The following is a 24190-nucleotide window of genomic DNA, read 5'->3' on the forward strand; positions in this document are numbered from 1 at the left end:
TTGCCGTTTTCAGCGTCCGGCGACGCCAAGCTTACGCTCCATGCGTCTGCTGTAGGCCGACAGCGGCCAGCAAACGACAAAATAGGCCAGTGCCACAAGCCCGAAAATCGTGAATGGATGAAAGGTTGCATTGTTCACTACCTGCGCAGCGCGCGTCAGTTCGACGAAACCGATGATGGAAGCAAGCGAAGTCCCTTTGATGAGCTGTACCAAAAAGCCGACAGTTGGAGGAATGGCGATCCGTACAGCCTGCGGTGCGATGACCAGCATCATTTTCGGCCAGTAACGCAGCCCCAGAGCCGTCGCGGCTTCAGATTGGCCCCCCGGGACGACCTCGATGGCGCCCCGCCATATTTCGCCTAAGAAGGCGCTGGCGTGGAGCGACAGGCCAAGCGCCGCCGCCGTCCAGGGATCGACGGAGATACCGAAGATGCCGGGCGCGAAGAAGGCGAGGAAAAGCTGCATCAGAAGCGGTGTGCCCTGAAAGACCTTGATGTAGCCAGATACGAGCATTCGCAGCCACGGGAACTCGCCGGTACGCGCGAGTGCGACAAGCACGCCACCGATGGAACCGCCTATAAAAGCGATGATCGACAGAAGCAGCGTCCAGCGGACAGCGCCGATAATATAGAGAATGTCGCCGGAACTAAGTTCGCGCACGGTCGCCTCCTATTGCCGCGCCGGCTTGCGCAGCAGGGCTCTCTCGATTGCGCCAAACACGCCCCAGAAGAACAGGGACATGACGAAGTACATACAGGTGATGACGAAATACACCTCGAACGAGCGGAAAGTCCGCGATTGGATGTCGCCGGCGGCGGCCGTCAATTCGGTAGCGGCAATAGCCGAGCAGACGCTGGAATTCAGTAGGAGCAGGATGAACTGACTGGTGAGCGAAGGATAGATCGCCTGGATCGCGGGTTTGAGTACGATGAGGCGGAAAATCTGGAGCGGCTTCAGGCCGAGCGCCCGGCCTGCCTCGATCTGGCCCTTGCCGATACTTTCAATGCCGGCGCGGATGATCTCGATGCCGTAGGCGCCGACATTGACGACCAGCGCTATCACCGCAGCCGTATTGGAAGATAGGCGAATGCCTAGCGACGGCAGGCCGAAGAAGATCATGAAAATCTGGATGAGGAACGGTGTGTTCCGGATCAACTCGATATAGGCATCTATGACGATACGTAACGGCTTTGGGCCGGAGGTCTTGCCGAGCGCGCCGGCAACCGCAACGACCATGCCTATGGCCATTGCAAGGCCGGACATGACAAGAGTATTGAGCGCGCCTTGTGCTAGCTCGGGCCATGCGGCAAAGACGTCCGCGAAATCAAACTCATAGCTCATCGTATATATCCATGTACAAGCTAATTTCGCAAATTACACATAGTCGTGCTCGACCTTGCGCCAGAGATTCGGCTCCGGCTAATTCCAAGCAGACTTCACGCCCGTCATGAATTCTTGGTATCGACCGGATCACTGATATCTACGTCGAAAATCTCATAAGCTGCCATTGAGGTCCCGATCCATCCATATGGACGTCCATCTCGTCATGGATTTGGGGCATTGTGTCCGTGTAAGTCAAATTGCGTGCCCGCAATGGGTCGCCGGCGGAATGTCAGCTTTCTGGCTCGTGCCATCCTGAAGCCCGACTGACCACTCTCGGCCCCAAACGCGACATTCACAATTGTCTTGGCAACCGCGCCTTCCTGCCCCACGCAGCCCACCCCGGCGCCCGGAAATGTCCTCACGCGGTCTTCTGCGTCACCAGCCCCAGTTCCTCCACCATCGCCTGGCGCATCAGGAATTTCTGCGGCTTGCCGGTCACCGTCATCGGCAATTCCGTGCGGAAGCGGATGTGACGCGGAACCTTGTAATGCGCGATCTGGCCGGCGCAGAAGGCCTTGATCTCCTGCTCGGTGGCGATCTGGCCGGGCTTGAGCACAATCCAGGCGCAGAGCTCCTCGCCATATTTGGCGTCGGGAATGCCGAACGCCTGCACTTCCCTCACCTTGGGATGGCGGTAGAGGAACTCCTCGACCTCGCGCGGATAGACATTCTCGCCGCCGCGGATGACCATGTCCTTGACCCGGCCGACGATGTTGCAATAGCCCTCGGCGTCGATCGTGGCGAGGTCGCCCGTATGCATCCAGCCGTCGGCATCGATCGCCTCGCGGGTCTTGTCGTCGTCGTCCCAATAGCCCTTCATCACGGAATAGCCGCGCGTGCAGAGTTCGCCCGGCGCACCGACCGCGACGGTTGCGCCATCGGCATCGATGGCCTTGACCTCGACATGGGGATGAACGCGCCCGACGGTCGAGACGCGTTTTTCCAGGGGATCGTCGACGCTGCTCTGGAACGAGACCGGGCTGGTCTCGGTCATTCCGTAGGCGATGGTCACTTCGGACATGTGCATCAGCGACACCACCTTCTTCATCACCTCGATCGGGCATGGCGAGCCGGCCATGATGCCGGTGCGCAGGCTGGACAGGTCGAAGGCGGCGAAATCGGGATGGTCGAGCAGGCCGACGAACATGGTCGGCACGCCGTAGAGACCGGTGCAGCGCTCCTGCGCCACGGCGTTCAATGTCGCGCCGGCATCGAAGCCCTCGCCGGGAAAGACCATGGTCGCGCCCTTGGTGACGCAGCCCATCGTGCCCATCGACATGCCGAAGCAATGGTAGAGCGGCACGGGAATGCAAAGCCGGTCGTCCACCGTCAACTTGATCGCCGAGGTGACGAAATTGCCGTTGTTGACGATGTTGTTGTGGGTCAGCGTCGCGCCCTTGGGCGCGCCCGTGGTGCCACTGGTGAACTGGATGTTGATGGCATCGTCCGGCTTCAGCCCTTCGGAGATGCGGTCGAGGCTGTCATGCTCGTCGCGCCCCGCCATGGCCAGCACATCGGCGAAGTTGAACATGCCTGGCGAGTTCTCCTCGCCCATGCGGATGACGATCCTGAGCGCCGGCAGCTTCTGCGCCTTGAGCTCGCCGGGTGTCGCCTTCGCGATCTCCGGCGCCAGCGTCTCGATCATGCCGAGATAATCCGAGCTCTTGAAGCTGGCCGCGGTGACCAGAGCCTTGCAGCCGACCTTGTTCAGCGCATAGTCCAGCTCGGTGAGCCGGTAGGCCGGGTTGATGTTGACCAGGATGAGGCCGATGCGGGCGGTGGCGAATTGCGTCACCAGCCATTCCCAGCGGTTGGGCGACCAGATGCCGACGCGATCGCCCTTTTCGAGGCCCAGCGCCAGGAAGCCGGCGGCCAGCGCATCCACCGTGTCGGACAGCTCGCTCCAGGTGAAGCGCTTGTCCTGGCCGACGAAGACGGCGGCATCGAGCGTGGCGTATTTGACGGCCGTGTCGGAGAACAGCGCGGGGATGGTCTTGTCGAGCAGCGGCACGGCGCGCTCACCGGAGACATGCGCCTTGCCGTCGACGGGCGCGACAAAGACGCTGCCGGCGTACGCGCCGCGTCCGCGCAGATTGGTGGCGTTCTTCAGCTCGTCGAGATTGACCGGCATCGCTCTCTCCTCCCAGAACATCCGAGCCTATCAGCCTGCCGGGACGGTGGAAATCCCGCCGAAGGTAGGGCGGGCTTCGGAAGGCGGGCCGCGCCGCCTTCCAGGGTCGTGAGAATGGCGCAGAAACGAAAAACCCGCCTCGACGGGCGGGTGGCGCAAATCATCACCATACCGATATTTGTAGCATAGTTGCCGGCACAAAGCAAGAACAAAATTTGTCCGCCGCCAGGCACGACGATCGCCGAGGCATGCTGGACGGGCTATGCCTTCACCGAGGCCATGCTCGCCGCTATGTCGCGCAGGATCGCCTCGTCGGCCGTGGAACGCACCTTTCGCGACGCGACAAGGCACGCCTGCGACCGCAGCACGACGCCGTCGGCCAGCACCTTGAGATGGTTGGCGCGCAGGGTCGAGCCCGTGGTGGTGATGTCGACGATGACGTCGGCAAGGCCGGCCGCCGGCGCGCCCTCGGTGGCGCCCAGGCTCTCGACGATGCGATAGACCTGGATGCCGTGCTTTTGCGAGAAGAATTGCTGGGTCAGCCGCCAGTATTTGGTGGCGATCCTGAGCCGCCTTCCGTGACGCTGGCGGAAATCGGCGGCGACATCATCGAGGTCGGCCATGGTCTCGACATCGAGCCAGATGTCGGGCACGGCCACCACGACATCGGCATGGCCGAAGCCGAGACGGGCGACGATTTCGGCGCGCGCCTCCCAGTCGGCGAGGTTCTCGCGCACGAGGTCCTCGCCGGTGATGCCGAGATCGACGGCCCCTTGCCCGATCTCGCCCGATATTTCGGAGGCGGACAGGAAAACGACCTCGACATTGTCCATGCTTTCGACGCGGGCGTGATATTTGCGCTCGTCACCGGGCAGGCTGATGGCGAGGCCGGCTTTTGCCAGCACCTCCAGCGCCTGCTCCTTCAACCGGCCCTTGGACGGGATCGCCAGCGTGATCATCGCGCGTGCTCCCGCAATGCCTCGATGCGGTCGAGCCAGACCGAGAAGCCGACGCCGGGGATCGGCGTCTTCGCGCCGAGCAGCGTCAGCAGCCGGTCGTAGCGGCCGCCGCCGGCCAGCGGCCGGTCGGCATCCTGTGCCGCGATCTCGAAGACCACGCCGGTGTAGTAATCGAGCGGGCGCCCGAAAGCGGCATCGTAGCGGATTCCTTGCGCCGGCAAGCCATGTGCCTCGATTGCGTTGGCGCGCGCCGCGAATTTTTCCAGCGCGGCACCCAGCGATAGGCCCGCGTCGGCGGCAAAGCTCTCCAGCGCCCGTGTCGCCGCGTCGAGCGGCACGTCGATCGCCAGAAAGGTCTTCAACGCCGCGAAGGCTTCGTCGGACAGCCGCACGCTGCGCAGCTCGGCCTTTTCGATCAGCCGCCGCGCGATATCGGCCGGCGCGCGTCCAGCCGAAGCCGACAGGCCGGCCTCTTCCATGCCGCCGGCTATATGCGCGGAGAGACCGTCCAGGTCACCGTCGAGCACGAGTGCCGCGACCGGGCCGGAGAGCTGGCTGTTGCGCGGCGGGTTGGCGAGATCGGCAAGGGCTGCCTCCAGCATCGGCGCCGAGCCGAAGGCGCGGGCGAGCCGCATGCGCCAGCCGCGCGGCAGGCCGAGAGCCGCCAGCACCGCCTCGAAGACGGCCTGGTCGCCGAGCGTGATCGCCAGCTTCTGGTCCGGCAGCGCCAGGGACAGCAGCGCATGCGCATCGGCCACCGAACGGGCATCGGCCGCAGCCGTGTCGCGGTCGCCGAGATCCTCGATGCCGGCCTGGAAGAACTCGTTGCCGCCTTCGCGGCGCTGGCGGAACACCTCGCCCAGATAGGAGTAACGGCGCGGCGTACCGGCCTGGCTGGCGATATGGTCGAGGCAAACGGGAATGGTGAATTCCGGCCGCAGGCAGAGCGTCTGCCCGGTCTCGCTCTCGGTCAGGAAAATGCGGCGGCGCAAATCCTCGCCCGCCATGTCGAGGAAGGGATCGGCCGGCTGCAGCACGGCGACCTCGACGGCGTGCGTGTCGCGGGCGGCGAAGAGGTTGGCGATGTCGGCGGAGATGGCGGGATAGCGGGAGGTCATTGATAGGTTGGGCGCGAGGCCCCCCCCTCTGTCCTGCCGGACATCTCCCCCTCAAGGGGGGAGATCGGCAGCTTGAGGCTTGGCGCCTCTTCAACGCTGGAGATTGGCGAAAGCCCAAACGACGTCCAATCTCCCCCCTTGAGGGGGAGATGGCCGGCAGGCCAGAGGGGGGCGCTCAAGCGCCATCCTTCGCATGATCGGAGGCCTGCGCCGCCAGTATCTTCTTCACCTGCGCAACCAGCTCGCCTTCCGGCACCGTGACCTGCGCCGGGCGGGCGGCGCGCCATTCGGCGTTATCCGTGATCTCGGCCGACAGCCGCGCGCCTTCGATCAGGTCCTTGATCTGCAATTCGCCCTTGGCGCGCTCGTCGCCGCCCTGGATGACCGCCACCGGGCAGCCGCGGCGGTCGGCATATTTGAGCTGCGCCTTCATGCCGGCGCCGCCGAGATACATTTCGGAGCGGATGCCTGCGGCGCGGAGCTCGCCCACCATCTTCTGGTAACGGCCGAGGCTTTCGGTGTCCTTGTCCATGACCAGCACGACGACCGGCGCGATCACGTCGGCGCTGTCGAGCTTGCCGAGGTTCTTCAGCGCCGTCATCAGCCTGGAGACGCCGATCGAAAAGCCGGTCGCCGGCACCGGCTCGCCGCGGAAGCGCGACACCAGCCCGTCATAGCGGCCGCCGCCGCCGACCGAACCGAAGCGCACGATCTGGCCATCCTCGTTGGGGATCTCGGCCAGGAGCTCGGCCTCGAAGACCGGACCGGTGTAGTATTCGAGGCCGCGCACAACGGAGCGGTCCATGGCGACGCGATCTTCGCCGTATCCCGCCGCCCTGACCAGGGCCTCGATGGTCGCGAGCTCGCCAACGCCCTCCTGGTAGACGGCGTTCGCACTGACGCTGGCATCCTGGCCGGCCTGCGCATTGCGTGCGGTCGCCAGAAGAACCGCCTCGGCTTGCGCATCATCCAGCCCGGCGCCCTTGGCGAAGTCGCCCTCGCCTTCCTTGCCGCCGTCCCAGCGCCCCGGGCCAAGCAGTAATCGGACGCCTTCCGGCCCGAGCTTGTCCAGCTTGTCGATGGCGCGCAGCACGGTAAGCCGGCGGCCGGCATTTTCTTCGCCGCCGAGGCCGATCGCCTCGAGCACGCCGTCCAGCACCTTGCGGTTGTTGACGCGGATGACGTAGTCGCCGCGCTTGATGCCGAGCGCTTCCATGACATCGGCCATCATCATCGCCATCTCGGCGTCGGCCGCGACGCCCGGCGTACCGATCGTGTCGGCGTCGAACTGCATGAACTGGCGGAAGCGGCCGGGACCGGGCTTCTCGTTGCGGAACACCCAGCCGGAACGATAGCTGCGATAGGGTTTTGGCAAGCGCTCGAAATTCTCGGCGACGAAGCGCGCCGTCGGCGCGGTCAGATCGTAGCGCAGCGACAGCCACTGGTCGTCGTCGTCCTGGAAGGAGAACACACCCTCGTTCGGCCTGTCCTGGTCGGGCAGGAATTTTCCGAGCGCATCGGTGTATTCGATCAGCGGCTGGTCGGCGGGTTCGAAACCGTAGAGTTCGTAGACCGAGCGGATCGTCGCCATCATCTTCTCGACGGCGCGGATGTCTTCGGCGCTGCGGTCGGCAAAACCGCGCGGCAGCCGCGCTTTCGTCTTTTCCGATTTGTCGGCCATGGGGTTCGCCCGGTGTTTCGTGATGCTTGAAGGTCAACAATGTTGCGATTTTCGCAACGGGCGTGTCCTAACCGAAGCAGCTTTGTGCGGCAAGGGCCGGCGCCTCGGCCTTCGCCCCCCTGCGGGAGAAGTGGAGAGGGGCCGGATCTGAAACAAAAACGCACCGAAAATGAAACAATCCCGCCATCGGCGCGGCATCGTGCCGACATAATCGAGGCCGATACAGCGCACCGCAATGAAGGGGTCGGGACATGATCAGCGCGGTGGAATTTCAGGATAACAGGGTGGAATTTCAGGATAACAGGGATGCGGGCGACATGCCGGCACGCCTGCGCGCGGCAGATGTCCATGCCCCCAGGATGATCGGCCAGCCGGCCGGACCGTTCGAGGTTTCCGCCGATACCGGCAAGGGGCCTTCCATGCGCGATGCATTGGTGACCGGCCTGCTGGTGATCTATCCGACGGTCGCCACCGTGGTCGCGATCGTCGCCGGCCTGTTTCTGGGAAGTGCCAATGGCAGCTGAGGCTATCTCGGCCGTTTAAAAGCCTTCCGCTCCTTTTCGACCTGCTTGCGGCACACACATCCCTCGAGATGATCGTTGACGAGGCCCATCGCCTGCATGAAGGCGTAGACCGTGGTCGGGCCGACGAAGGTCCAGCCGCGCTTTTTCAGGTCCTTGGAAATGCGGATCGAGACCGCCGTGGTCGGATTGGCGCGCAGATGGGCGAGGTCGACGACCTGCGGCCGTTCCTCCTTGCCGGGTTCGAACTTCCAGAACCAGGCAGCCAGCGAGCCAAATTCGTCGACCATTTCGCGGGCGCGTTTGGCGTTGTTGATGGTCGAGACGATCTTGCCGCGATGGCGGATGATGCCGGCATCGCCGAGCAGGCGCTCGACATCCTTCTCGGTGAAGGCGGCGACCTTGTCGAAATCGAAGCCGGCGAAAGCGGCGCGAAAATTCTCCCGCTTGCGCAGGATGGTCAGCCAGGACAGGCCCGACTGGAACCCTTCGAGACAGATCTTCTCGAACAGCCGGCGGTCGTCCGCCACCGGGCGGCCCCATTCATGGTCGTGGTAATGCAGATAGTCGGGCAGATTGCCGTGCCAGAAGCAGCGCGCAACACCGTCGGGGCCGGCGAGAAGGCCGGTTTTTTCATTGTCCATGGCGAGAATCCATTCGTTAACGCGCTGGTTGCGCGGCTTTACCTTGGCTTTACCAGATTCCTGAACGCGGCGGTAACCACACCGAAAGGTTTACCGACAGTTCCGCATTTTACACATTCCGATTCATGTTTCGGTTGCTGTTCCCGCGCCAATGATCGCTGAACCGGGAGGCCGTTTCCACCCGGTTTGTCAGACGATCAAGGTGCTTTCCCGATGAAGAGAGTTTTGTTTCCCGTGCTCGGCGCCGTGGCTGCGTTTGCTGCCGGCGTCACACCTTCCACGGCCGGAGACCGCTATGCCGACAGACCGCCGGTGATGGTGAGCCCCGACCTTTCCGCCCCCTGGGTGCTGCAGCTTGGCCATGCGCCGGGCATCGTGCGGCAGAACCGGCAGGTCACGCAGCAGCCGCGCCCGCGTTATGCGCAGCCGGCGCGGCCCGACCGCGTGCAGACGGCGGCCGTGCAGGCACCGGCCAAGCGCATGGTAATGCGCCCCCACATCAACCCGATCTACCTGCCGCAGGAAGTCGCCTATGACGGCACGCAGAAGCCGGGCACCATCGTCATCGATACCCGCGAGAACTTCCTCTATCTGGTCGAGAAGAACGGCAAGGCGCGGCGCTATGGCGTCGGCACCGGCAAGCCCGGCTTCGAATGGTCGGGTACGCACAAGATCACCAACAAGCGCGAGTGGCCGGACTGGCGCCCGCCGGCCGCGATGATCAAGCGCGAGGCCGCCAAGGGGCGCTACCTGCCGACCTACCTGGCCGGCGGCATGGAGAACCCGCTCGGCGCGCGCGCGCTCTATCTCGGCAATACGGAATATCGCATCCACGGCACCAACCAGCCCTGGACGATCGGCGGCGCCGTGTCGTCGGGCTGCATCCGCATGCGTAACGAGGATGTCGTCGACCTTTACGAACGGGTCAATGTCGGAACCACTGTCGAGGTGATATAATAGTTGCTGCGAATCACCCGATCCGGAAGCGCAGCGCTTCCCCGGATCGGAAGAAATAACGGGGGACGGGCCGTATGGGGATGCGGCCGGTCAGAAGGGGCAGCACGGGAAACCGTGCTGCCCTTTCCGTTTCGGACGAAACACTGCCACGCCCACACGTCGCGCAAGAGGCATGACGGTTCGCATTCGTGCTGCCATTGCCGCTGTTCTTTTGCTATGGCAAGGCAACGCCCAGGTCAGAAGAGTCCGATCATGTCACTGTCCGACGACAGCCGCTATCTCAAGGGCGGCCCGGTTGCCCGGCGCATCATCGCCGCCGTACGCGAGGATGCGGCGATCGCGAGAGCCGAAGGTTTCCCACCCAAGCTGGTGTCGATCACCGTCGGCGATACGGCGGCGGTTGATGTCTACGTACGCAACCAGCGCGCCAAGGCGGAGCTGGCGGGTATCGATTTCGAAGAACGGCGCTTTCCCGCCACGATTACCGCGGGCGAACTGGAAGCGGCGATCCACGGCCTGAACGCCGATCCGCGCGTTACCGGCATCATCATCCAGCGGCCGGTGCCGGCACATATCCCGATCAGGACGTTGCAGGCGGCGGTGCATCCGCTGAAGGACGTCGAAGGCATGCATCCGGCCTCGATCGGCAACATCGTCTACAACCAGCTCGATCTGGCGCCCTGCACGGCGGCCGCCTCGGTCGAACTGCTGAAGGAAACCGGCCTCGACCTCAAGGGCCTGGAGGTGGTGATCGTCGGCCACTCCGAGATCGTCGGCAAGCCGATCGCCTTCCTCTTGATGAGCGAGGGCGCGACGGTCACGGTCTGCCATCACATGACGCGCTCGGTCGCCGCGCACGCGCGCCGCGCCGACGCGCTGTTCGTCGCCGTCGGCAAGCCGCGCCTGATCAAGGCCGACATGGTAAAGCCCGGTGCGGCCGTCATCGATATCGGCATCAATTCCGAGACGCTGCCGGACGGTTCCACCCATATCGTCGGCGACGTCGACACCGACAGCGTGAAGGACGTGGCCTCCTGGATCACGCCGGTGCCGGGCGGCGTCGGCCCGATCACCGTTGCGATCCTGTTGCGCAACACGATGGTGGCGCTCAGCCGCCAGCGCGCGCTCTACGAGGCGACCTACGGGACGGCGGACAAGCTGGCGGCGGAGTAAGGGAGCAGGGGGGCGCCAGGCCCCCTCACCCAGCCTCCGCTTCGCTCGGCTGACCTCTCCCCGAGGGGAGAGGAGATTCCCACGCCTGCGCCAACCGCTTCTCCCCAGCGGGGAGAAGGTGGCCGGATGAGGGGCGGCGCCTACGATCGTCTTATCGCTCCGCGGCAACGAGGCCGGATTCCGCGACACCTTCCGGCCTCGGCCCGCCATAGGCCCAGTCGAGCAGTTTGATCGTGTGCACCACCGGCAGCTTCGCGGCGGATGCGATCTGCGTTATGCAGCCGATATTGCCGGTGGCGACGATCGAGGCGCCGGTAGCCTCGATGTTTTTCACCTTGCGGTCGCGCAGCCTGGCCGAAATATCCGGCTGCAGAATGTTGTAGGTGCCGGCCGAACCGCAGCACAAATGCCCTTCGCGCGGCTCGCGCACGATGAAGCCGGCTTTGGCCAGCAATTCCCGGGGCTGTCGGGTGATCTTCTGGCCGTGCTGCATCGAACAGGCCGAATGATAGGCGACGACCGTGCCCGGCTTGCGCACCGGTTCCGGCAGGCCGATGGCAGCCAGGTATTCGGTAATGTCCTTGGCCAGGGCGGAAACACGTGCAGCCTTTTCGGCGTAGGCCGGATCGAGCCGCAGCATGAAACCGTAATCCTTGATGGTCGTGCCGCAGCCCGACGCGGTGACGATGATGGCATCGATCCCGCCTTGTTCGATGGCGCGGGTCCAGGCATCGACATTTTGCCTTGCCGAAGCAAGGGCGGCTTGCTCGCGGCCCATGTGATGGACGAGCGCGCCGCAACAGCCCTCGCCCGGCGGCACCATGACCTCGACGCCAAGCCGCGTCAGCAGCGAAATGGTCGTGTCGTTGATGGCGGGATCGAGCACCGATTGCGCGCAACCGGTGAGGATGGCGACGCGGCCCCTCTTTGCCCCCTGCCCGGTATGGGTGCCCGGCGAAGTCATCGGCGATGCTCCCGGGATCGATTCCGGCGCGAGCTTGAGCATTGCGCCAAGCGGCCTCAATGCCGGGATCTTCTCGAACAGGCCGATGAACGGCTTGCCCAATTTCGCCAATTTGAGTGCGGCGCGAAAACGCCGGGGATAGGGCAGGATGAAGGCCAGCATGGCGCGGGTCAGGCGATCGAGCAGCGGCCGCCTATAGGTCTGCTGGATATGGGCGCGGGCATGGTCGACCAGATGCATGTAGTTGACGCCGGACGGGCAGGTGGTCATGCAGGCGAGGCAGGACAGGCAGCGATCGATATGGGTGACGATCTCCTTGTCGGCCGGACGGCCGTTTTCCAGCATGTCCTTGATCAGGTAGATGCGCCCGCGCGGTGAATCGAGCTCGTTGCCCAGCGTCACATAGGTCGGGCAGGTGGCGGTGCAGAAGCCGCAATGCACGCATTTGCGCAGGATCTTTTCCGACTCGGCAACATGCGGGTCGGCAAGCTGTGCGGGCGAGAAATTGGTCTGCATCGCGCTCTAGTCCTAGGCCATGCGGCCGGGATTGAGGATGTTCTTGGGGTCGAATTCCTGCTTCAGCCGCTGGCTGAGCGCAGCAAGTGCCGCCGCCTGCGGCTCGAACACCGGCAAGGCGGCGCGGTGCGAAGGCGCGGCGCGCACCAGCGTCGCATGGCCGCCGCCATGCTTTCTCAGGAGTCCGCGCAGCAGCGCCGCTTCCGGGTCACCCTCCTCCATGCGCAGCCATACCAGTCCGCCCTGCCAGTCGTAGAAGGCGCTGACGGCCGCCTGCATGCGCAGCGTCAGAACCATCTGGTGCGCCTGCGCCGGCGCCATCGACACGCGCCAGACCGGTTTGTCGCTGTTGTCCGCGAAAGGCCTGCAATCGCGCACGTCACGCCACAGGGCGGCCGACGCTTCGCTGGAAATCTCCTCCAGTGGACCGGCATCTCCGAGCAACGCCTTCAGCGCGGCGATGCGATAGGCGACGGAGGGGCCAAAACCCTCCACCCGCAGCAGCGTGGCCGCATCATTGCCGAGCACGCCCGCGGCAACCCGTGCGGCAATCCGCTCCGGCAGGTGCGCGGCGCTCGATACTTCCGCACTGGAGCCGAGCGCCAGGGCCATGGCCGCGGCGGCCGCATCGTCGAGCAGGCCGCGGACGGCGAGCGTAACCTCGGTCTCGGCCGACGGCAGCACCTTGAAGGTGACGTCGGTGAACACGGCCAGCGTGCCCCAGCTGTTGGCCATCAGCTTGGACAAATCGTAACCGGTGACGTTCTTCACCACGCGGCCCCCGGATTTGAAGGCCTCGCCGCGCCCGGAAACCACGTGGATGCCCAGGATATGGTCGCGCGCCGCCCCCGCCTTCAGCCGGCGCGGACCGGAGAGGTTCGCTGCAAGCGCACCACCAAGCGTGCCCTTGCCCGGCTCGCCGCCGAGCAGCGGGCCGTAATCCATCGGCTCGAAAGCGAGTTGCTGGCCGTTTTGAGCCAGCAGCGTCTCGATTTCGGCCAGCGGCGTGCCGGCCTTTGCCGACAGCACCAGTTCGGCCGGTTCATAGAGCGTCACCCCGGCGAGCTTCGACAGGTCGAGCGTGTGCTCGGTCTGCAGCGGACGGCCGATGCCGCGCTTGGAACCATGGCCGAGGATTTCGAGCGGCGAGCCTTCCGCCGCCGCCCAGGCGACGGTGGAGAGGACTTCGGCAGGGGTGGTGGGAGTGAAGGTGGTCATGTTCGCGCCCAGTTCCTCGCCCCCGCAAAGCGGGGGAGAGGTGGCTCGGGCGAAGCCCGAGACGGAGAGGGGGCCATCATAGAGCGCTGTCTCCTATGCTCTTGGCAGCGAAAACAAACCTCAGATCTGCTGCAACTACATCTTCAGAAAGCCGTCCTTCCAGCGCTGCAAAGATCGTCTCGCAAACGCTCCTCGTGTCCTTCAACACATCAAGATTCCAGAAGCGCAAAACCGAGAAGCCTGCGTTACGCATAAATTCGTCACGCCGCCTGTCGTAGCTGCTTTCGGCGTGCTGGCTGCCGTCCAACTCGATAATCAATCGTTGTTTTCGACACGCGAAATCCGCGAAGTATGGACCGATGGGCATCTGGTGAACGAATTTGTACCCACTCAGCTTTTTGGCTTTCAGCTCATTCCAGAGGGTTGCCTCCGCCTGGTTGTCACCGTGGCGAAGCGCTTGTGCGCGAGCAATCTTTTCCGGCGAGCGGCGGCTCGGCACGTCGGGCGTCCCCCTCTCCGTCTCGGGCTTCGCCCGAGCCACCTCTCCCCCGCTTTGCGGGGGCGAGGAACCCAAGTTCTGAGACGCTGCCATCAAAACCTCGGAATATCCGGAAACGCCATCTGTCCGCGATGCACATGCATGCGCCCCAGCTCCGCGCAGCGGCGCAGCTGCGGGAACACCTTGCCCGGGTTGAGCAGATGGTTGGGATCGAAGGCGCATTTGACCCGCATCTGCTGGTCGAGGTCGATCTCGTTGAACATTTCCGGCATCAGGTCGCGTTTCTCGACGCCCACCCCATGCTCGCCGGTCAAGACGCCGCCGACCTTGACGCACAGCCGCAATATGTCCGCGCCGAAACTTTCGGCCTTATCGAGTTCGCCCGGCACGTTGGCGTCGTAGAGGATCAGCGGATGCAGATTGCCGTCGCCGGCATGGAAGACATTGGCGACGCCAAGCCCGTATTTCTCGGAGAGCTCGCGCATGCCGGCCAGCACGCGCGGCAGTTCCTTGCGCGGGATGGTGCCGTCCATGCAATAATAGTCGGGCGAGATGCGGCCGACCGCGGGGAAGGCCGCCTTGCGCCCTGCCCAGAAGCTCAACCGCTCCTGCTCCGACTGCGAAATGCGGCAGGTGGTCGAACCGTTGCGGATGGCGATCGCCTCGACCGCGGTGATGAGATGATCGACCTCGACGCTGGGCCCATCGAGCTCGACGATCAGCAGCGCCTCCACATCCAGGGGGTATCCGGCATGGACGAAATCCTCCGCCGCATGAATCGCCGGGCGGTCCATCATCTCCATGCCGCCCGGAATGATGCCCGCGCCGATGATGTCGGCGACGCATTGGCCACCCTGCTCGCTGGTCGGGAAGCCGATCAGCAGCGCACGTGCGGTCTCCGGCTTCTTCAGAATACGCACCGTGACTTCGGTGACGACGCCCAGCAGGCCTTCGGAGCCGGTCATGACGCCGAGCAGGTCGTAGCCTTCCGCGTCCAGATGCCTGCCGCCGAGCCGCACCACCTCGCCGTTCATCAGCACCATCTCGATGCCGAGCACATTGTTGGCGGTCAGGCCGTATTTGAGGCAGTGCACGCCGCCGGAATTCTCCGCGACATTGCCGCCGATCGAGCAGGCGATCTGGGAGGATGGATCGGGGGCGTAGTAAAAACCCTCCTGCTCGACGGCGGTGGTGATGCCGAGATTGGTGACGCCCGGCTGGGCGACGAGGATGCGATTGGGGAAATCGATCTCGATAACGCGGTTGAAGCGGCTCATGACCAGGAGCACCGCGTCCTCCAGCGGCAGCGCGCCGCCCGACAGCGAGGTGCCGGAGCCGCGCGGCACGACGCGGATGTTGCGGTCGTTGCAGTATTTCAGCACGCGCGAAACCTGCGCCACCGTTTCGGGCAGCACCACGACCAACGGCAATTGCCGATAGGCGGTCAGGCCATCGCTCTCGAAGGCGCGCATTTCGTTGGCCGCGTCGACCACGCCCTCGCCCGGCACGATGATGCGCATGTCGGCGACGATCTCGCCGCGCCGGCGCATCGTGGCGTCGTCTGGCTTGGGCATGGCAAGGCCGGACATCGGCAGCCTCATCTCGCTTGACTGGTCAAAATCTTTTACCAGTGAAGCGCGTCGGTTGCAAACCCCGCTTTGACCGAGAGCGGACACGGACGCAACGGACGCCTTCCGCAGCGGCAATCTGCCGCTGGCAGGCCTTATCCTGTGGGAAGTAAGGCGCGCCTACTCGCCCGGATGTTTCGCCGGCTCGGAATGCATGCGCCGCACCCGCCGCACGCCCCACCAGACCAGCAGGATGGCGAGCGGCACGCACGCCGCCGTGACCACTTCGGGCGCGAAGGCATGGCCGAAGATCGAAGCGCCCTTGGCGACATAGCCGACGAGGCCGACGACATAGTAGGAAACGGCTGCGACCGACAGGCCTTCGACGGTCTGCTGCAGGCGCAGTTGCAACCGGGCGCGATTGTTCATCGAGGCGAGCAGGTCGCGGTTCTGCTTCTCGACCTCGACATCGACCCAGGTGCGCAGCAGCGTGGTGGCGCGCGTCAGCTTGCGCGACAGATTGGCCTGACGCTCCTCGACCGAACGGCAGGTGCGCATGGCAGGCGCCATGCGCCGCCGCAGGAACCCCGCCCAGGTGTCATATCCCTGTACGGCCTCTTCCTCGAGCGCTTCCAGCCTTTCGCCGACGATGCCGTCATAGGCACGGCTGGCGCCGAAGCGGTAGAGGCTCGACGCCGCGTCGGCCTCCAACTCAGCCGCGAGTTCGGTCAGGTCGGCAAGCAATTTCTGGCTGTCGCGGGTCTCGGCGAGCTTCATCTCCAGCGTGATCTGGGCCAGCCTGTCCTCGATACGACGGGCGCGGCCGGACAAGGCCAGCGCCAGCGGCAGGCCGAGCATGGCCAGCGTGCGGTAGGTCTCGATGTCGATCAGCCGCTGCGACAAGGCGCCGGTGCTGGCGGGCGTCAGGGCGCGGTCAAGGATCAGCATACGGGTCAGGCCGTCGCCATCCTGGCGGAAATCGGTGACGATCGCAGCATTGCCGCGTTCGACCAGCGAATAGCAGAGGCTGGTCGGATCAAAGCCGGCGATCGACCGCTCGCCCGCCTGCGTCCATTTGCGGATCTCGAGCCGGATGCCTGAAATAACGGTTCCGGGTGGAGAAAATCCGTTGCCGAACGGCGAATCCTCCTGGCCCTTGCCGCCTTCGACTAGCGGCCCTTCCCACAGGTAGGTGGAGAATTCGGTATGCCGCTCCCAGCGCAGCGAGCCCTGGCCCCATCTCATGGCGTGATGGCGGGCCTGACGGTCGGGCGCGGCTATGCCGAGCCGGCGCGACAGCTCGGAAAGCACCGAATGATCGACGCCGGCGCCACCCTCGGTCATGAAGGCGAGCTGGATCAGCACACGCGGCTTCTCGATCAGCGGGTGCGGACGGGCATGGACTTCGCCCAGCGCACCAGGCCGTCCCTCATGCGCCGGAAAGCCGAGCACGCTGCCCTTGGCGCGCGGTTGAAATTCGAGATTGGACGGGTCCTGCGACACGGCTTGTTCCCCGGGTTTCTTTGAACCCTCTTGCAGTTGCGTCCTCTAGAGCCAATAGGCCGGTGACGCAAACAGCAAAGTTTACCCGAAGACGATATGGGCGCGAGCGCGGAAGCCGACACGCTTCGACCAATTGGATAAATAATTTGACCAGTTGGCGACGCTGGCTTTATCTTGCGCGACACCGGTTCAACACTCCCAGGCATGCAGTTGAGCGACATTTTTTCCAGGATCGAGCACTCGCGAACCGCCGACGAGGTGGTGCAGCAGATCGAAAGCCTCGTCTTGGAAGGCGTGCTGCGCACCGGCGACCGGCTGCCTGGCGAGCGCGAGCTGGCGCGCCAGTTCGATGTGTCCCGGCCGATCCTGCGCGACGCGCTGAAGGCGCTCGAGGGACGCGGCCTTTTGACGACGCGGCCGGGCGGCGGCACATATGTCGCCGACATCATCGGCCAGCTGTTCACCAAGCCGGTGGCGGACCTGATCTCGACGCATCGCAAGGCGGTAGCCGATTACCTGGAGTATCGCCGGGAGGTGGAGGGGATCGCCGCCGAATATGCGGCGCGGCGCGCCACGCCGGAGGACCTGGCCCTGCTCGACCGCATCATGGCACGCATGGACGAAGCGCACCGCACTGGGGATTTCGACGACGAAGCCGAGATCGACGTCGAGTTCCATCATGCGATCTGCGAATGCGCACACAACATCCTGCTCCTGCATACGCTGCGCTCCTGCTATAGGCTGCTGTCGGAAGGCGTGTTCCAGAACCGGTTGCTGGTGTTCACCGTGCCCGGCGCGCGCGATGCGCTGCTGGCCCAGCACCGGGCGATCCACATCGCGGTCAAGGCCGGCGACCCGGTCGGCGCGCGGCAGGCGGCGATGGACCACATGATCTATGTCGAGCGGTCGATGGCGCAAGCCGAGCGCAGCGGCGACTGGCAGCGCGTATCGCGGCTCAGGCTCAGGCAACGCTCTGAAGCCGGCGATGCCGAGCCGGCGCGCAAACGCTCCTGAACGATATCGATCAAGCGGGGACACGATGAGCGACATTCTCACCATTGCCGACCTCAAGGACCTGGCGCGACGGCGCGTGCCCAGGATGTTCTTCGAGTATGCCGATTCCGGGGCATGGACCGAGAGCACCTACCGGGCCAACGAGGACGACTTCCAGAAGATCAAGTTCCGCCAGCGCGTGCTGGTCGACATGAGCAACCGCTCGCTGGAATCGACCATGATCGGCGAGAAGGTGGCCATGCCGGTGGCGCTGGCCCCAACCGGCATGACCGGCATGCAGCATGCCGACGGCGAGATGCTGGCGGCGCAGGCGGCCGAGGAATTCGGCGTGCCGTTCACCCTGTCGACGATGAGTATCTGCTCGATCGAGGATGTCGCGTCGGTGACGAAGAAGCCGTTCTGGTTTCAGCTTTACGTGCTGCGCGACAAGGACTTCGTGCTCGATCTGATCGACCGGGCAAAGGCGGCGAAATGCTCGGCGCTGGTGCTGACGCTCGACCTGCAGATCCTCGGCCAACGGCATAAGGATGTCCGTAACGGACTTTCGGCGCCACCCAAGATGACGCTGGCCAACATCGCCAACATCGCGGTCCGTCCGCGCTGGTGGATGGGTATGGCCGGCACGAAGCGCCGCACGTTCCGCAACATCGTCGGCCACGCCAAGGGCGTCGGCGACGTGGCTTCGCTGGCGTCATGGACGACGGAGCAGTTCGACCCGCATCTGTCGTGGAAGGATATCGCCTGGATCAAGGAACGCTGGGGCGGCAAGCTGATCCTGAAAGGCATTCTCGACAAGGAAGACGCGTTGATGGCCGCTGAAACGGGCGCCGACGCGATCGTGGTTTCCAACCATGGCGGGCGTCAGTTGGACGGCGCATCCTCGTCGATCATGGCGCTGGAGGAAATCGCGGACGCGGTCGGCGACAGGATCGAGGTGCACATGGATGGCGGCATCCGCTCCGGCCAGGACGTGCTGAAGGCGCTGTGCCTCGGCGCCAGGGGCACCTATATCGGCCGGCCGTTTCTCTACGGCCTGGGCGCGCTCGGCAAGGAAGGCGTTACCAAGGCGCTGGAAATCATCCGTAAGGAGATGGACATCACGCTGGCGCTGTGCGGAAAGCGTCTGGTGACCGACATGAGCAAGGACCAGATCCGGCGCTAGCCAGGTCGGCGACGGCCTGATCACGGAGACAGCGATACGTTGGCAGAACCCGACATTCATTTCCTGGACGCGCGCGGCCCGGACGGCATGCGGCTCTACGCAATCGGCGATGTCCATGGCCGGCTCGATCTGCTGGCCGCCATGCATCAGCGGATCGAGAGCGAGCTCGAATGGAAGCCGGCTCGCGACTGGCGCGTCATCCACCTCGGCGACTATGTCGACCGCGGGCCGGACTCCAAGGACGTCGTCGATTTCCTGATCGAGGCGCGCAAACGCGATCCGCGAAACGTGATGCTCGCCGGCAATCACGATCTCGGCTTTCTCGATTTTCTCGATACCCCTGACCCGGACGGGCTTTTCATGCGCTATGGCGGGGTCCAGACGGCGCTATCCTACGGTGTTCCGCTCGCTGCCGACGCCGGCTGGTTCGGCAGCAGGATGGAGACGATGAGACGGGGACATCAGGCTCTGCTCGAAGCCGTACCGCAACGCCATATCGACTTCCTGCGTTCGCTGCCCTTCTCAATCAGCTTCGGCGACTTCTTCTTCTGCCATGCCGGCATCAGGCCAGGAATTGCCCTGGAGAACCAGAATCCGCAGGATCTGATCTGGATCCGCGACGTTTTCCACGATCACGCCGGCCTTTTCCCGAAGATCGTGGTGCACGGCCATACGCCCGTTCCCGAGGCGGAAGTCATGGCCAACCGCGTCAATGTCGATACGCTCGCCTGGCAATCAGGCATGCTGAGCGCGCTCGTTGTCGAGGGCGCCGACAAACGCATTCTGACAATGACAATAAGGGAAGCTTGAGTGGCGCGCGCCGCGGATACGACGCGAACGGTCCGGATGTTTCAGCGCAGCGAAGCGGTGACCCCGTAGCCATCGACGGCGTTGTGGTTGTTGGCGGCATCGGCCGCATAGATGCCGAGACCGCAAATCACGATGGCGGACATCATGGCAAAGGACAGAAGCGCTGCTTTCACGGACGTCATCTCTTGTTGAGCTTCCTGCATCTGTGCACGAGGCGGTTACCAATGCGTTGAAACGGAAAATACGTCTCAAAGTTTCGACGATTTCGCGCTTCTAGGCATGTTCTGTATCGGCGGTGTGTCGCACGGGCCACACCAAGGTCCATCGCGGTTGCACCGGTGATGCAGAGCGCGCGCCTTCTAGGATGGCGGGCGTACACAAGCCAAGAACGAAACCGGTTTTCCCCAGGCGGATTCACCGCCGCGTGCCAATTTTGCCACGCCCTGGTCCGCAGAGATGATGCTCAGATCGTCGCCACCCATGCGCGGGCGATGGCCAGGCCGGCAGCATCGGCATCCGGTCCGTTACGGGCCATTTCGCCATCGAGCTTGCCGGCCCAGTCGGGGTGGCGCGCTGCAATGATCGGCGCGAAAGAGGTGCTCCAGTCCTTTACCAGCGGCCGGTCGGCCTCGAAATGGAACTGGAAGCCGTAGACGGCGCGGCCGACACGGAACGCCTGGTTCTCGGCGACATCATTGCCGGCGAGCCGCACGGCGTCTTCGGGCAGCACGAAAGTGTCGTCGTGCCATTGGAAGATCGGGAACTTTTCCGGAAGCTCGGCCAGCACCGGATCGGCCTTGGCGTCCGGCGTCAGCGACACGCCGCGCCAGCCGAATTCATTGGCGCCGCCGATGCGGTTCTCGCCGCCGAAGGCGCGGGCCACCAGCTGGCTGCCGAGGCAGATGCCGAGCACGGCGCGGTCCTTGCCGGCGAAATCGCTGATAAGTTCGAGCAGCGCCGGAAAATAGGGATATTCATCGTCGGCCAGCGCGTTCTGGCCGCCGCCGAGCACCACCATGGCGGCGTGGCCGTTCGCATCGTCCGGCAGCGGATCGCCCTTGTAAGGAAGGCGGATGTCGAGATCGGCACCGGCTTCCGCAAGTGCCGCGCCGACCTGGCCGAGGCCGGTATTGTCGTAGTTCTGGACCACCAGCACCCGCATCGCAAAAACCCTGCTGACATGAAAACGGTGCGGCGAGCGATATCATGGCGCCGGCATTTCAGCCAAGATGCGGGCGCGCGGAGAAAACTATGCCACTGCAAAACCGGGTCGATCCGTTCGGCGCCATCCACGCCGTGCCCGAGCGCGGCCTGTTCACGGGCAATCGCGGCATCATCCACGATCCCGAGACCAGGACGCTGTTGAAAAAACGCTGGGCGCTTCACGCCTGGATCATCTGCGTCTGCGACTTCCGCGGCGTGCGGCGCGAGCCGATGGGCCGCAACCGGCCGGGAGGAAAGGCCGGCTGGACCGAGCTGTTCTTCCTCGACGAGGTGACGGCACTGGCCGCCGGGCATCGCCCCTGCTTCTTTTGCCGGCGCGAACGGGCCAAGGACTTTGTCCAGCGCTTCGGCGAAGCCTTCGCCATTGCCGAGCCGCGCGCGCCGCAGGTCGACAAGCGGCTGCACAAGGAACGGCTGGCTTCGGGCGGCAAGCCTCCGGTGCTGGCGGCCGACGAGCTTGCAGGCCTGCCCGACGGCACGATGATAGACGACGGCGGCGATGCCTACGCCTTGCGTCGCGGCAGGGCGCTGCGCTGGTCGTTCGCAGGATATTGCGGGGCGCGGGATTTCGACGGCCTCGCTGGCCGGACACTGCGGCTGTTGACGCCGCCGACCACCGTGCGCGTGCTGAGGCAAGGCTACGAACCCGTCTGGCATCCTTCCGCCAAGACTTGACGCCAACCGCCGCCTCGCCCATTCCTCGGCGATGCGCGCCAACTACAAGATGCAACGCCTGTTCGTGCCCGACGATCTCGGGCCGGACGCCGAATTCGATGCCGGTCAGCAGCAAAGCCATTATCTCCAGCATGTGCTGCGGCTTGGCGAGGGCGCCGAGATCCTGTTGTTCAACGGCCGCGACGGCGAATGGTCGGCGGCCATCGCGGCCAAATCCAAGAAGGCGGTGAAGCTGAGGGTGCTGGCGCGGCAACGGCCGCAACCGCCGCTGCCCGATCTCGTCTACTGCTTCGCACCGCTGAAGCAAGGCCGGCTCGACTATCTCGTGCAGAAGGCGGTCGAGATGGGCGCCGGAGTGCTGCAGCCGGTCATTACCCAGCACACGCAAGTGGCCAAACCCTCCATCGACCGGTTGCGCGCCAACGTCGTGGAGGCGGCCGAGCAATGCGGCATACTTGCGGTGCCGGAAGTGCGGGAAGCGGAAAGGTTCGAACGCCTGCTGACCGGCTGGGACAAGGAGCGGCGGCTGATCTTCTGCGACGAGGACGCTTCGACCAACAATCCCTTGCCCGCGCTGCAAGCGTTGGGCGAAAGGAAGCTCGGCCTGCTGGTCGGGCCGGAAGGCGGATTTTCCGACGAGGAGCGCAAGGTGCTGCGCGCTTTGCCCTTCGTCACCGCCATTCCGCTCGGCCCGCGCATCCTGCGCGCCGATACGGCCGCCGTCGCCGCACTGGCGGTGATGCAGGCCACGATCGGGGATTGGTAGGGTTCTTCCTTCTCTTTTGTGGAAATGGGAAGAGCCGCATCGTTCAATTCCTGTTGACCTCTGGCTCAGGATTTTTCGCTTGATCGGCTACTGACATTTCGTCCATCTAGCGCCGGCGGTCGTCCGGCCGCCCTGCAGTGCCGCGCGTCGACGCGCAAAGGCTGCTGTAGTACTTTGATTTTGGCGCATATCCCGGAAATCGAGGTCGATTTCGGTCGTGTGCCGCAGGGGCTTGATGATGGCGCGCGACACAACCGATTTCCGGCCGATCGAAGGCATGGACGAACTCGTCGAGCACCTGGCAGAGGGCAACAAACCGCGAGACAAGTGGCGCATCGGCACCGAGCACGAGAAATTCCCGTTCTACGTCGACGGCAACGAGCCCGTGCCCTATGGCGGCGAGCGCGGCATACGCGCCATCCTCGAAGGCATGCAGTCAAAGCTCGGCTGGGATCCCATCATCGATGACGGCCGCATCATCGGCCTGGTCGAGCCGACCGGCCAGGGCGCGATTTCGCTGGAGCCCGGCGGCCAGTTCGAACTCTCCGGCGCGCCGCTGGAGACGATCCACCAGACCTGCCGCGAGGGCAACGCCCACCTGGCCCAGGTGCGCGAGATCGCCGAGCCGATGGGCATCCGCTTCCTCGGCCTTGGCGGCAGCCCGAAATGGTCGCTGGCCGAGACGCCGAAAATGCCGAAGTCGCGCTACGAGATCATGACGCGTTACATGCCCAAGGTCGGCACCAAGGGCCTCGACATGATGTACCGCACCTGCACGATCCAGGTTAACCTCGACTTCGAGAGCGAGATGGACATGCGGCGCAAGATGCAGGTGTCGCTGAAGTTGCAACCGCTGTCGACGGCGCTGTTCGCCAACTCGCCCTTCACGGAGAGCCGGCCGAACGGCCTGCAGAGCTGGCGCGGCGACATCTGGCGCGACACCGACAACCAGCGCTCGGGCCTGCTCGAATTCTGCTTCTCGCCCGATTTCGGCTTCGCCGATTATGTCGAATGGGCGCTCGACGTGCCGATGTATTTCGTCATCCGCGACGGACAGTACCACGACATGACGCACGTGACCTTCCGTCAGTTCATGGCCGGGGCCGCCCGCAATGAAATCCCGGACGGATTGCCGACGATGGGCGACTGGGCGAACCATCTGTCGACGCTCTTCCCCGACGTGCGGCTGAAGCGCTTTCTCGAGATGCGCGGCGCCGACGGCGGGCCGTGGCGACGCATCTGCGCCCTGCCGGCCTTCTGGGTCGGGCTTCTCTATGACGAGGCTGCGCTCGATGCGGCCGAGGCGCTGACCTCGAGCTGGACCTATGAGGAAGTGCTGGCGATGCGCAACGCCGTGCCCGAACAAGGCATTTCGGCGCCGTTCCGCAACACCACGCTTCGCGACATCGCGCGCGACGTGCTCGCCATCTCGCGCATGGGGCTGAAGAACCGCGGCAAGAAGAACCGCGACGGCTATGACGAGACCTCGTTCCTCAACACGCTCGACGAGGTCGTGGCGCGCGGCACCACCAGCGCCGAGGAGTTGCTGTCGGCCTACCACACGCGCTGGGGCGGCTCGATCGAGCCGGTGTTCATGGAATACGCCTATTGACCTTCGGCTTCGAGGCGGCCGGGGTCCTCCAAAAGGCGCTTCAATCGGCAGTGGAAACGAATTAGGCTCCTCCGGCGGGATTTCCGGAGGAG

23 protein-coding genes are annotated in these 24190 nt (G+C 64.5%); 9 read left to right on the forward strand and 14 right to left on the reverse strand.

Annotated elements, in window-relative coordinates:
* Window positions 1-9 precede the first annotated feature (9 nt).
* The 6 genes from LB551_RS21645 to hisS all read right to left on the reverse strand — a co-directional run bounded on the left by LB551_RS21645 (window position 10) and on the right by hisS (window position 7272).
* Window positions 10-660 (reverse strand): amino acid ABC transporter permease, encoded by a 651-nt coding sequence (locus LB551_RS21645; RefSeq protein WP_224660398.1) that lies wholly within the window; start codon window positions 658-660, stop codon window positions 10-12.
* A gap of 9 nt (window positions 661-669) precedes the next feature.
* Window positions 670-1341 (reverse strand): amino acid ABC transporter permease, encoded by a 672-nt coding sequence (locus LB551_RS21650; RefSeq protein ID WP_140552418.1) that lies wholly within the window; start codon window positions 1339-1341, stop codon window positions 670-672.
* 400 nt (window positions 1342-1741) lie between these two features.
* Window positions 1742-3514 carry an AMP-binding protein gene (locus LB551_RS21655; RefSeq protein ID WP_224660399.1) on the reverse strand — a complete coding sequence of 591 codons (1773 nt, stop codon included), beginning with the start codon at window positions 3512-3514 and terminating at the stop codon, window positions 1742-1744.
* 260 nt (window positions 3515-3774) lie between these two features.
* Window positions 3775-4473: an ATP phosphoribosyltransferase gene (gene hisG / locus LB551_RS21660; RefSeq protein WP_224628426.1), complete on the reverse strand. Its 699-nt coding sequence runs from the start codon at window positions 4471-4473 to the stop codon at window positions 3775-3777.
* A complete protein-coding gene (locus LB551_RS21665) occupies window positions 4470-5591 on the reverse strand; it encodes an ATP phosphoribosyltransferase regulatory subunit (RefSeq protein ID WP_224660400.1) in 1122 nt (373 codons plus the stop codon). The genes hisG and LB551_RS21665 overlap by 4 nt, the downstream gene beginning before the upstream one ends.
* A gap of 175 nt (window positions 5592-5766) precedes the next feature.
* Entirely contained in the window at window positions 5767-7272 is a 1506-nt protein-coding gene (hisS, locus tag LB551_RS21670) for a histidine--tRNA ligase (RefSeq protein ID WP_224628422.1), read from the reverse strand.
* A gap of 317 nt (window positions 7273-7589) precedes the next feature.
* On the opposite strand from hisS, the gene LB551_RS21675 reads away from it, so the two are divergent.
* Window positions 7590-7796 carry a hypothetical protein gene (locus LB551_RS21675; RefSeq protein ID WP_224660460.1) on the forward strand — a complete coding sequence of 69 codons (207 nt, stop codon included), beginning with the start codon at window positions 7590-7592 and terminating at the stop codon, window positions 7794-7796.
* Window positions 7797-7798: 2 nt separating this feature from the next.
* On the opposite strand, the gene LB551_RS21680 is transcribed toward LB551_RS21675, so the two are convergent.
* Window positions 7799-8437, reverse strand: a complete 639-nt coding sequence (locus LB551_RS21680) for a DNA-3-methyladenine glycosylase I (protein WP_140552411.1) — start codon at window positions 8435-8437, stop codon at window positions 7799-7801.
* A gap of 213 nt (window positions 8438-8650) precedes the next feature.
* Here LB551_RS21680 and LB551_RS21685 point away from each other — a divergent pair, with 213 nt between their 5' ends.
* Complete coding sequence (locus LB551_RS21685) at window positions 8651-9394, forward strand: L,D-transpeptidase (protein ID WP_224660401.1); 744 nt, start codon at window positions 8651-8653, stop codon at window positions 9392-9394.
* A 252-nt stretch (window positions 9395-9646) separates the two neighbouring features.
* Window positions 9647-10567 carry a bifunctional 5,10-methylenetetrahydrofolate dehydrogenase/5,10-methenyltetrahydrofolate cyclohydrolase gene (locus LB551_RS21690; protein WP_224660402.1) on the forward strand — a complete coding sequence of 307 codons (921 nt, stop codon included), beginning with the start codon at window positions 9647-9649 and terminating at the stop codon, window positions 10565-10567.
* Window positions 10568-10718: 151 nt separating this feature from the next.
* Here LB551_RS21690 and glcF read toward each other — a convergent pair whose 3' ends face one another.
* The 5 genes from glcF to LB551_RS21715 form a co-directional block, all read right to left on the reverse strand.
* Window positions 10719-12047, reverse strand: a complete 1329-nt coding sequence (gene glcF / locus LB551_RS21695; protein ID WP_224660403.1) for a glycolate oxidase subunit GlcF — start codon at window positions 12045-12047, stop codon at window positions 10719-10721.
* A gap of 12 nt (window positions 12048-12059) precedes the next feature.
* Window positions 12060-13265, reverse strand: coding sequence for a glycolate oxidase subunit GlcE (gene glcE, locus LB551_RS21700; protein ID WP_224660404.1), 1206 nt, complete (start codon window positions 13263-13265; stop codon window positions 12060-12062).
* A 76-nt stretch (window positions 13266-13341) separates the two neighbouring features.
* Window positions 13342-13764, reverse strand: a complete 423-nt coding sequence (locus LB551_RS21705) for an endonuclease domain-containing protein (protein ID WP_224660405.1) — start codon at window positions 13762-13764, stop codon at window positions 13342-13344.
* Between the two features lie 92 nt (window positions 13765-13856).
* Entirely contained in the window at window positions 13857-15353 is a 1497-nt protein-coding gene (locus LB551_RS21710) for an FAD-linked oxidase C-terminal domain-containing protein (protein WP_224660406.1), read from the reverse strand.
* Window positions 15354-15512: 159 nt separating this feature from the next.
* A complete protein-coding gene (locus tag LB551_RS21715) occupies window positions 15513-16835 on the reverse strand; it encodes a DUF3422 family protein (RefSeq protein ID WP_224660407.1) in 1323 nt (440 codons plus the stop codon).
* A gap of 210 nt (window positions 16836-17045) precedes the next feature.
* Here LB551_RS21715 and LB551_RS21720 point away from each other — a divergent pair, with 210 nt between their 5' ends.
* Genes LB551_RS21720 through LB551_RS21730 form a run of 3 tightly spaced genes read left to right on the forward strand, consistent with a single transcriptional unit; the run spans window position 17046 to window position 19821 of the window.
* A complete protein-coding gene (locus LB551_RS21720; protein ID WP_224660408.1) occupies window positions 17046-17849 on the forward strand; it encodes a FadR/GntR family transcriptional regulator in 804 nt (267 codons plus the stop codon).
* Window positions 17850-17874: 25 nt separating this feature from the next.
* A complete protein-coding gene (locus LB551_RS21725) occupies window positions 17875-19011 on the forward strand; it encodes an alpha-hydroxy acid oxidase (protein WP_224628402.1) in 1137 nt (378 codons plus the stop codon).
* A 39-nt stretch (window positions 19012-19050) separates the two neighbouring features.
* A complete protein-coding gene (locus LB551_RS21730) occupies window positions 19051-19821 on the forward strand; it encodes a metallophosphoesterase family protein (protein WP_224660409.1) in 771 nt (256 codons plus the stop codon).
* A 41-nt stretch (window positions 19822-19862) separates the two neighbouring features.
* Here LB551_RS21730 and LB551_RS21735 read toward each other — a convergent pair whose 3' ends face one another.
* Complete coding sequence (locus tag LB551_RS21735) at window positions 19863-20003, reverse strand: hypothetical protein (protein ID WP_181165325.1); 141 nt, start codon at window positions 20001-20003, stop codon at window positions 19863-19865.
* Between the two features lie 281 nt (window positions 20004-20284).
* Window positions 20285-20983, reverse strand: coding sequence for a type 1 glutamine amidotransferase (locus LB551_RS21740; protein ID WP_224660410.1), 699 nt, complete (start codon window positions 20981-20983; stop codon window positions 20285-20287).
* Between the two features lie 89 nt (window positions 20984-21072).
* Here LB551_RS21740 and LB551_RS21745 point away from each other — a divergent pair, with 89 nt between their 5' ends.
* The 3 genes from LB551_RS21745 (at window position 21073) to LB551_RS21755 (ending at window position 24098) form a co-directional block, all read left to right on the forward strand.
* Window positions 21073-21720 carry a hypothetical protein gene (locus tag LB551_RS21745; protein ID WP_224660411.1) on the forward strand — a complete coding sequence of 216 codons (648 nt, stop codon included), beginning with the start codon at window positions 21073-21075 and terminating at the stop codon, window positions 21718-21720.
* Between the two features lie 31 nt (window positions 21721-21751).
* Complete coding sequence (locus tag LB551_RS21750; protein WP_224660412.1) at window positions 21752-22486, forward strand: 16S rRNA (uracil(1498)-N(3))-methyltransferase; 735 nt, start codon at window positions 21752-21754, stop codon at window positions 22484-22486.
* Between the two features lie 238 nt (window positions 22487-22724).
* The gene (locus LB551_RS21755; RefSeq protein WP_224628395.1) at window positions 22725-24098 is read left to right on the forward strand and encodes a glutamate--cysteine ligase; all 1374 of its coding nucleotides are present in this window, start codon (window positions 22725-22727) and stop codon (window positions 24096-24098) included.
* Window positions 24099-24190 lie beyond the last annotated feature (92 nt).

Source organism: Mesorhizobium sp. BR1-1-2 (assembly GCF_020165435.1).
GTDB lineage: Bacteria > Pseudomonadota > Alphaproteobacteria > Rhizobiales > Rhizobiaceae > Mesorhizobium.

Excerpts from the sequence above, each read along its gene's own strand:
- LB551_RS21650 (WP_140552418.1), bottom strand. The coding sequence starts at position 1,341 with ATGAGCTATGAGTTTGATTTCGCGGACGTCTTTGCCGCATGGCCCGAG.
- LB551_RS21655 (WP_224660399.1), bottom strand. The coding sequence starts at position 3,514 with ATGCCGGTCAATCTCGACGAGCTGAAGAACGCCACCAATCTGCGCGGA.
- hisG (WP_224628426.1), bottom strand. The coding sequence starts at position 4,473 with ATGATCACGCTGGCGATCCCGTCCAAGGGCCGGTTGAAGGAGCAGGCG.
- LB551_RS21665 (WP_224660400.1), bottom strand. The coding sequence starts at position 5,591 with ATGACCTCCCGCTATCCCGCCATCTCCGCCGACATCGCCAACCTCTTC.
- hisS (WP_224628422.1), bottom strand. The coding sequence starts at position 7,272 with ATGGCCGACAAATCGGAAAAGACGAAAGCGCGGCTGCCGCGCGGTTTT.
- LB551_RS21675 (WP_224660460.1), top strand. The coding sequence starts at position 7,590 with ATGCCGGCACGCCTGCGCGCGGCAGATGTCCATGCCCCCAGGATGATC.
- LB551_RS21680 (WP_140552411.1), bottom strand. The coding sequence starts at position 8,437 with ATGGACAATGAAAAAACCGGCCTTCTCGCCGGCCCCGACGGTGTTGCG.
- LB551_RS21685 (WP_224660401.1), top strand. The coding sequence starts at position 8,651 with ATGAAGAGAGTTTTGTTTCCCGTGCTCGGCGCCGTGGCTGCGTTTGCT.
- LB551_RS21690 (WP_224660402.1), top strand. The coding sequence starts at position 9,647 with ATGTCACTGTCCGACGACAGCCGCTATCTCAAGGGCGGCCCGGTTGCC.
- glcF (WP_224660403.1), bottom strand. The coding sequence starts at position 12,047 with ATGCAGACCAATTTCTCGCCCGCACAGCTTGCCGACCCGCATGTTGCC.
- glcE (WP_224660404.1), bottom strand. The coding sequence starts at position 13,265 with ATGACCACCTTCACTCCCACCACCCCTGCCGAAGTCCTCTCCACCGTC.
- LB551_RS21710 (WP_224660406.1), bottom strand. The coding sequence starts at position 15,353 with ATGTCCGGCCTTGCCATGCCCAAGCCAGACGACGCCACGATGCGCCGG.
- LB551_RS21725 (WP_224628402.1), top strand. The coding sequence starts at position 17,875 with ATGAGCGACATTCTCACCATTGCCGACCTCAAGGACCTGGCGCGACGG.
- LB551_RS21735 (WP_181165325.1), bottom strand. The coding sequence starts at position 20,003 with ATGACGTCCGTGAAAGCAGCGCTTCTGTCCTTTGCCATGATGTCCGCC.
- LB551_RS21740 (WP_224660410.1), bottom strand. The coding sequence starts at position 20,983 with ATGCGGGTGCTGGTGGTCCAGAACTACGACAATACCGGCCTCGGCCAG.
- LB551_RS21745 (WP_224660411.1), top strand. The coding sequence starts at position 21,073 with ATGCCACTGCAAAACCGGGTCGATCCGTTCGGCGCCATCCACGCCGTG.
- LB551_RS21750 (WP_224660412.1), top strand. The coding sequence starts at position 21,752 with ATGCGCGCCAACTACAAGATGCAACGCCTGTTCGTGCCCGACGATCTC.
- LB551_RS21755 (WP_224628395.1), top strand. The coding sequence starts at position 22,725 with ATGGCGCGCGACACAACCGATTTCCGGCCGATCGAAGGCATGGACGAA.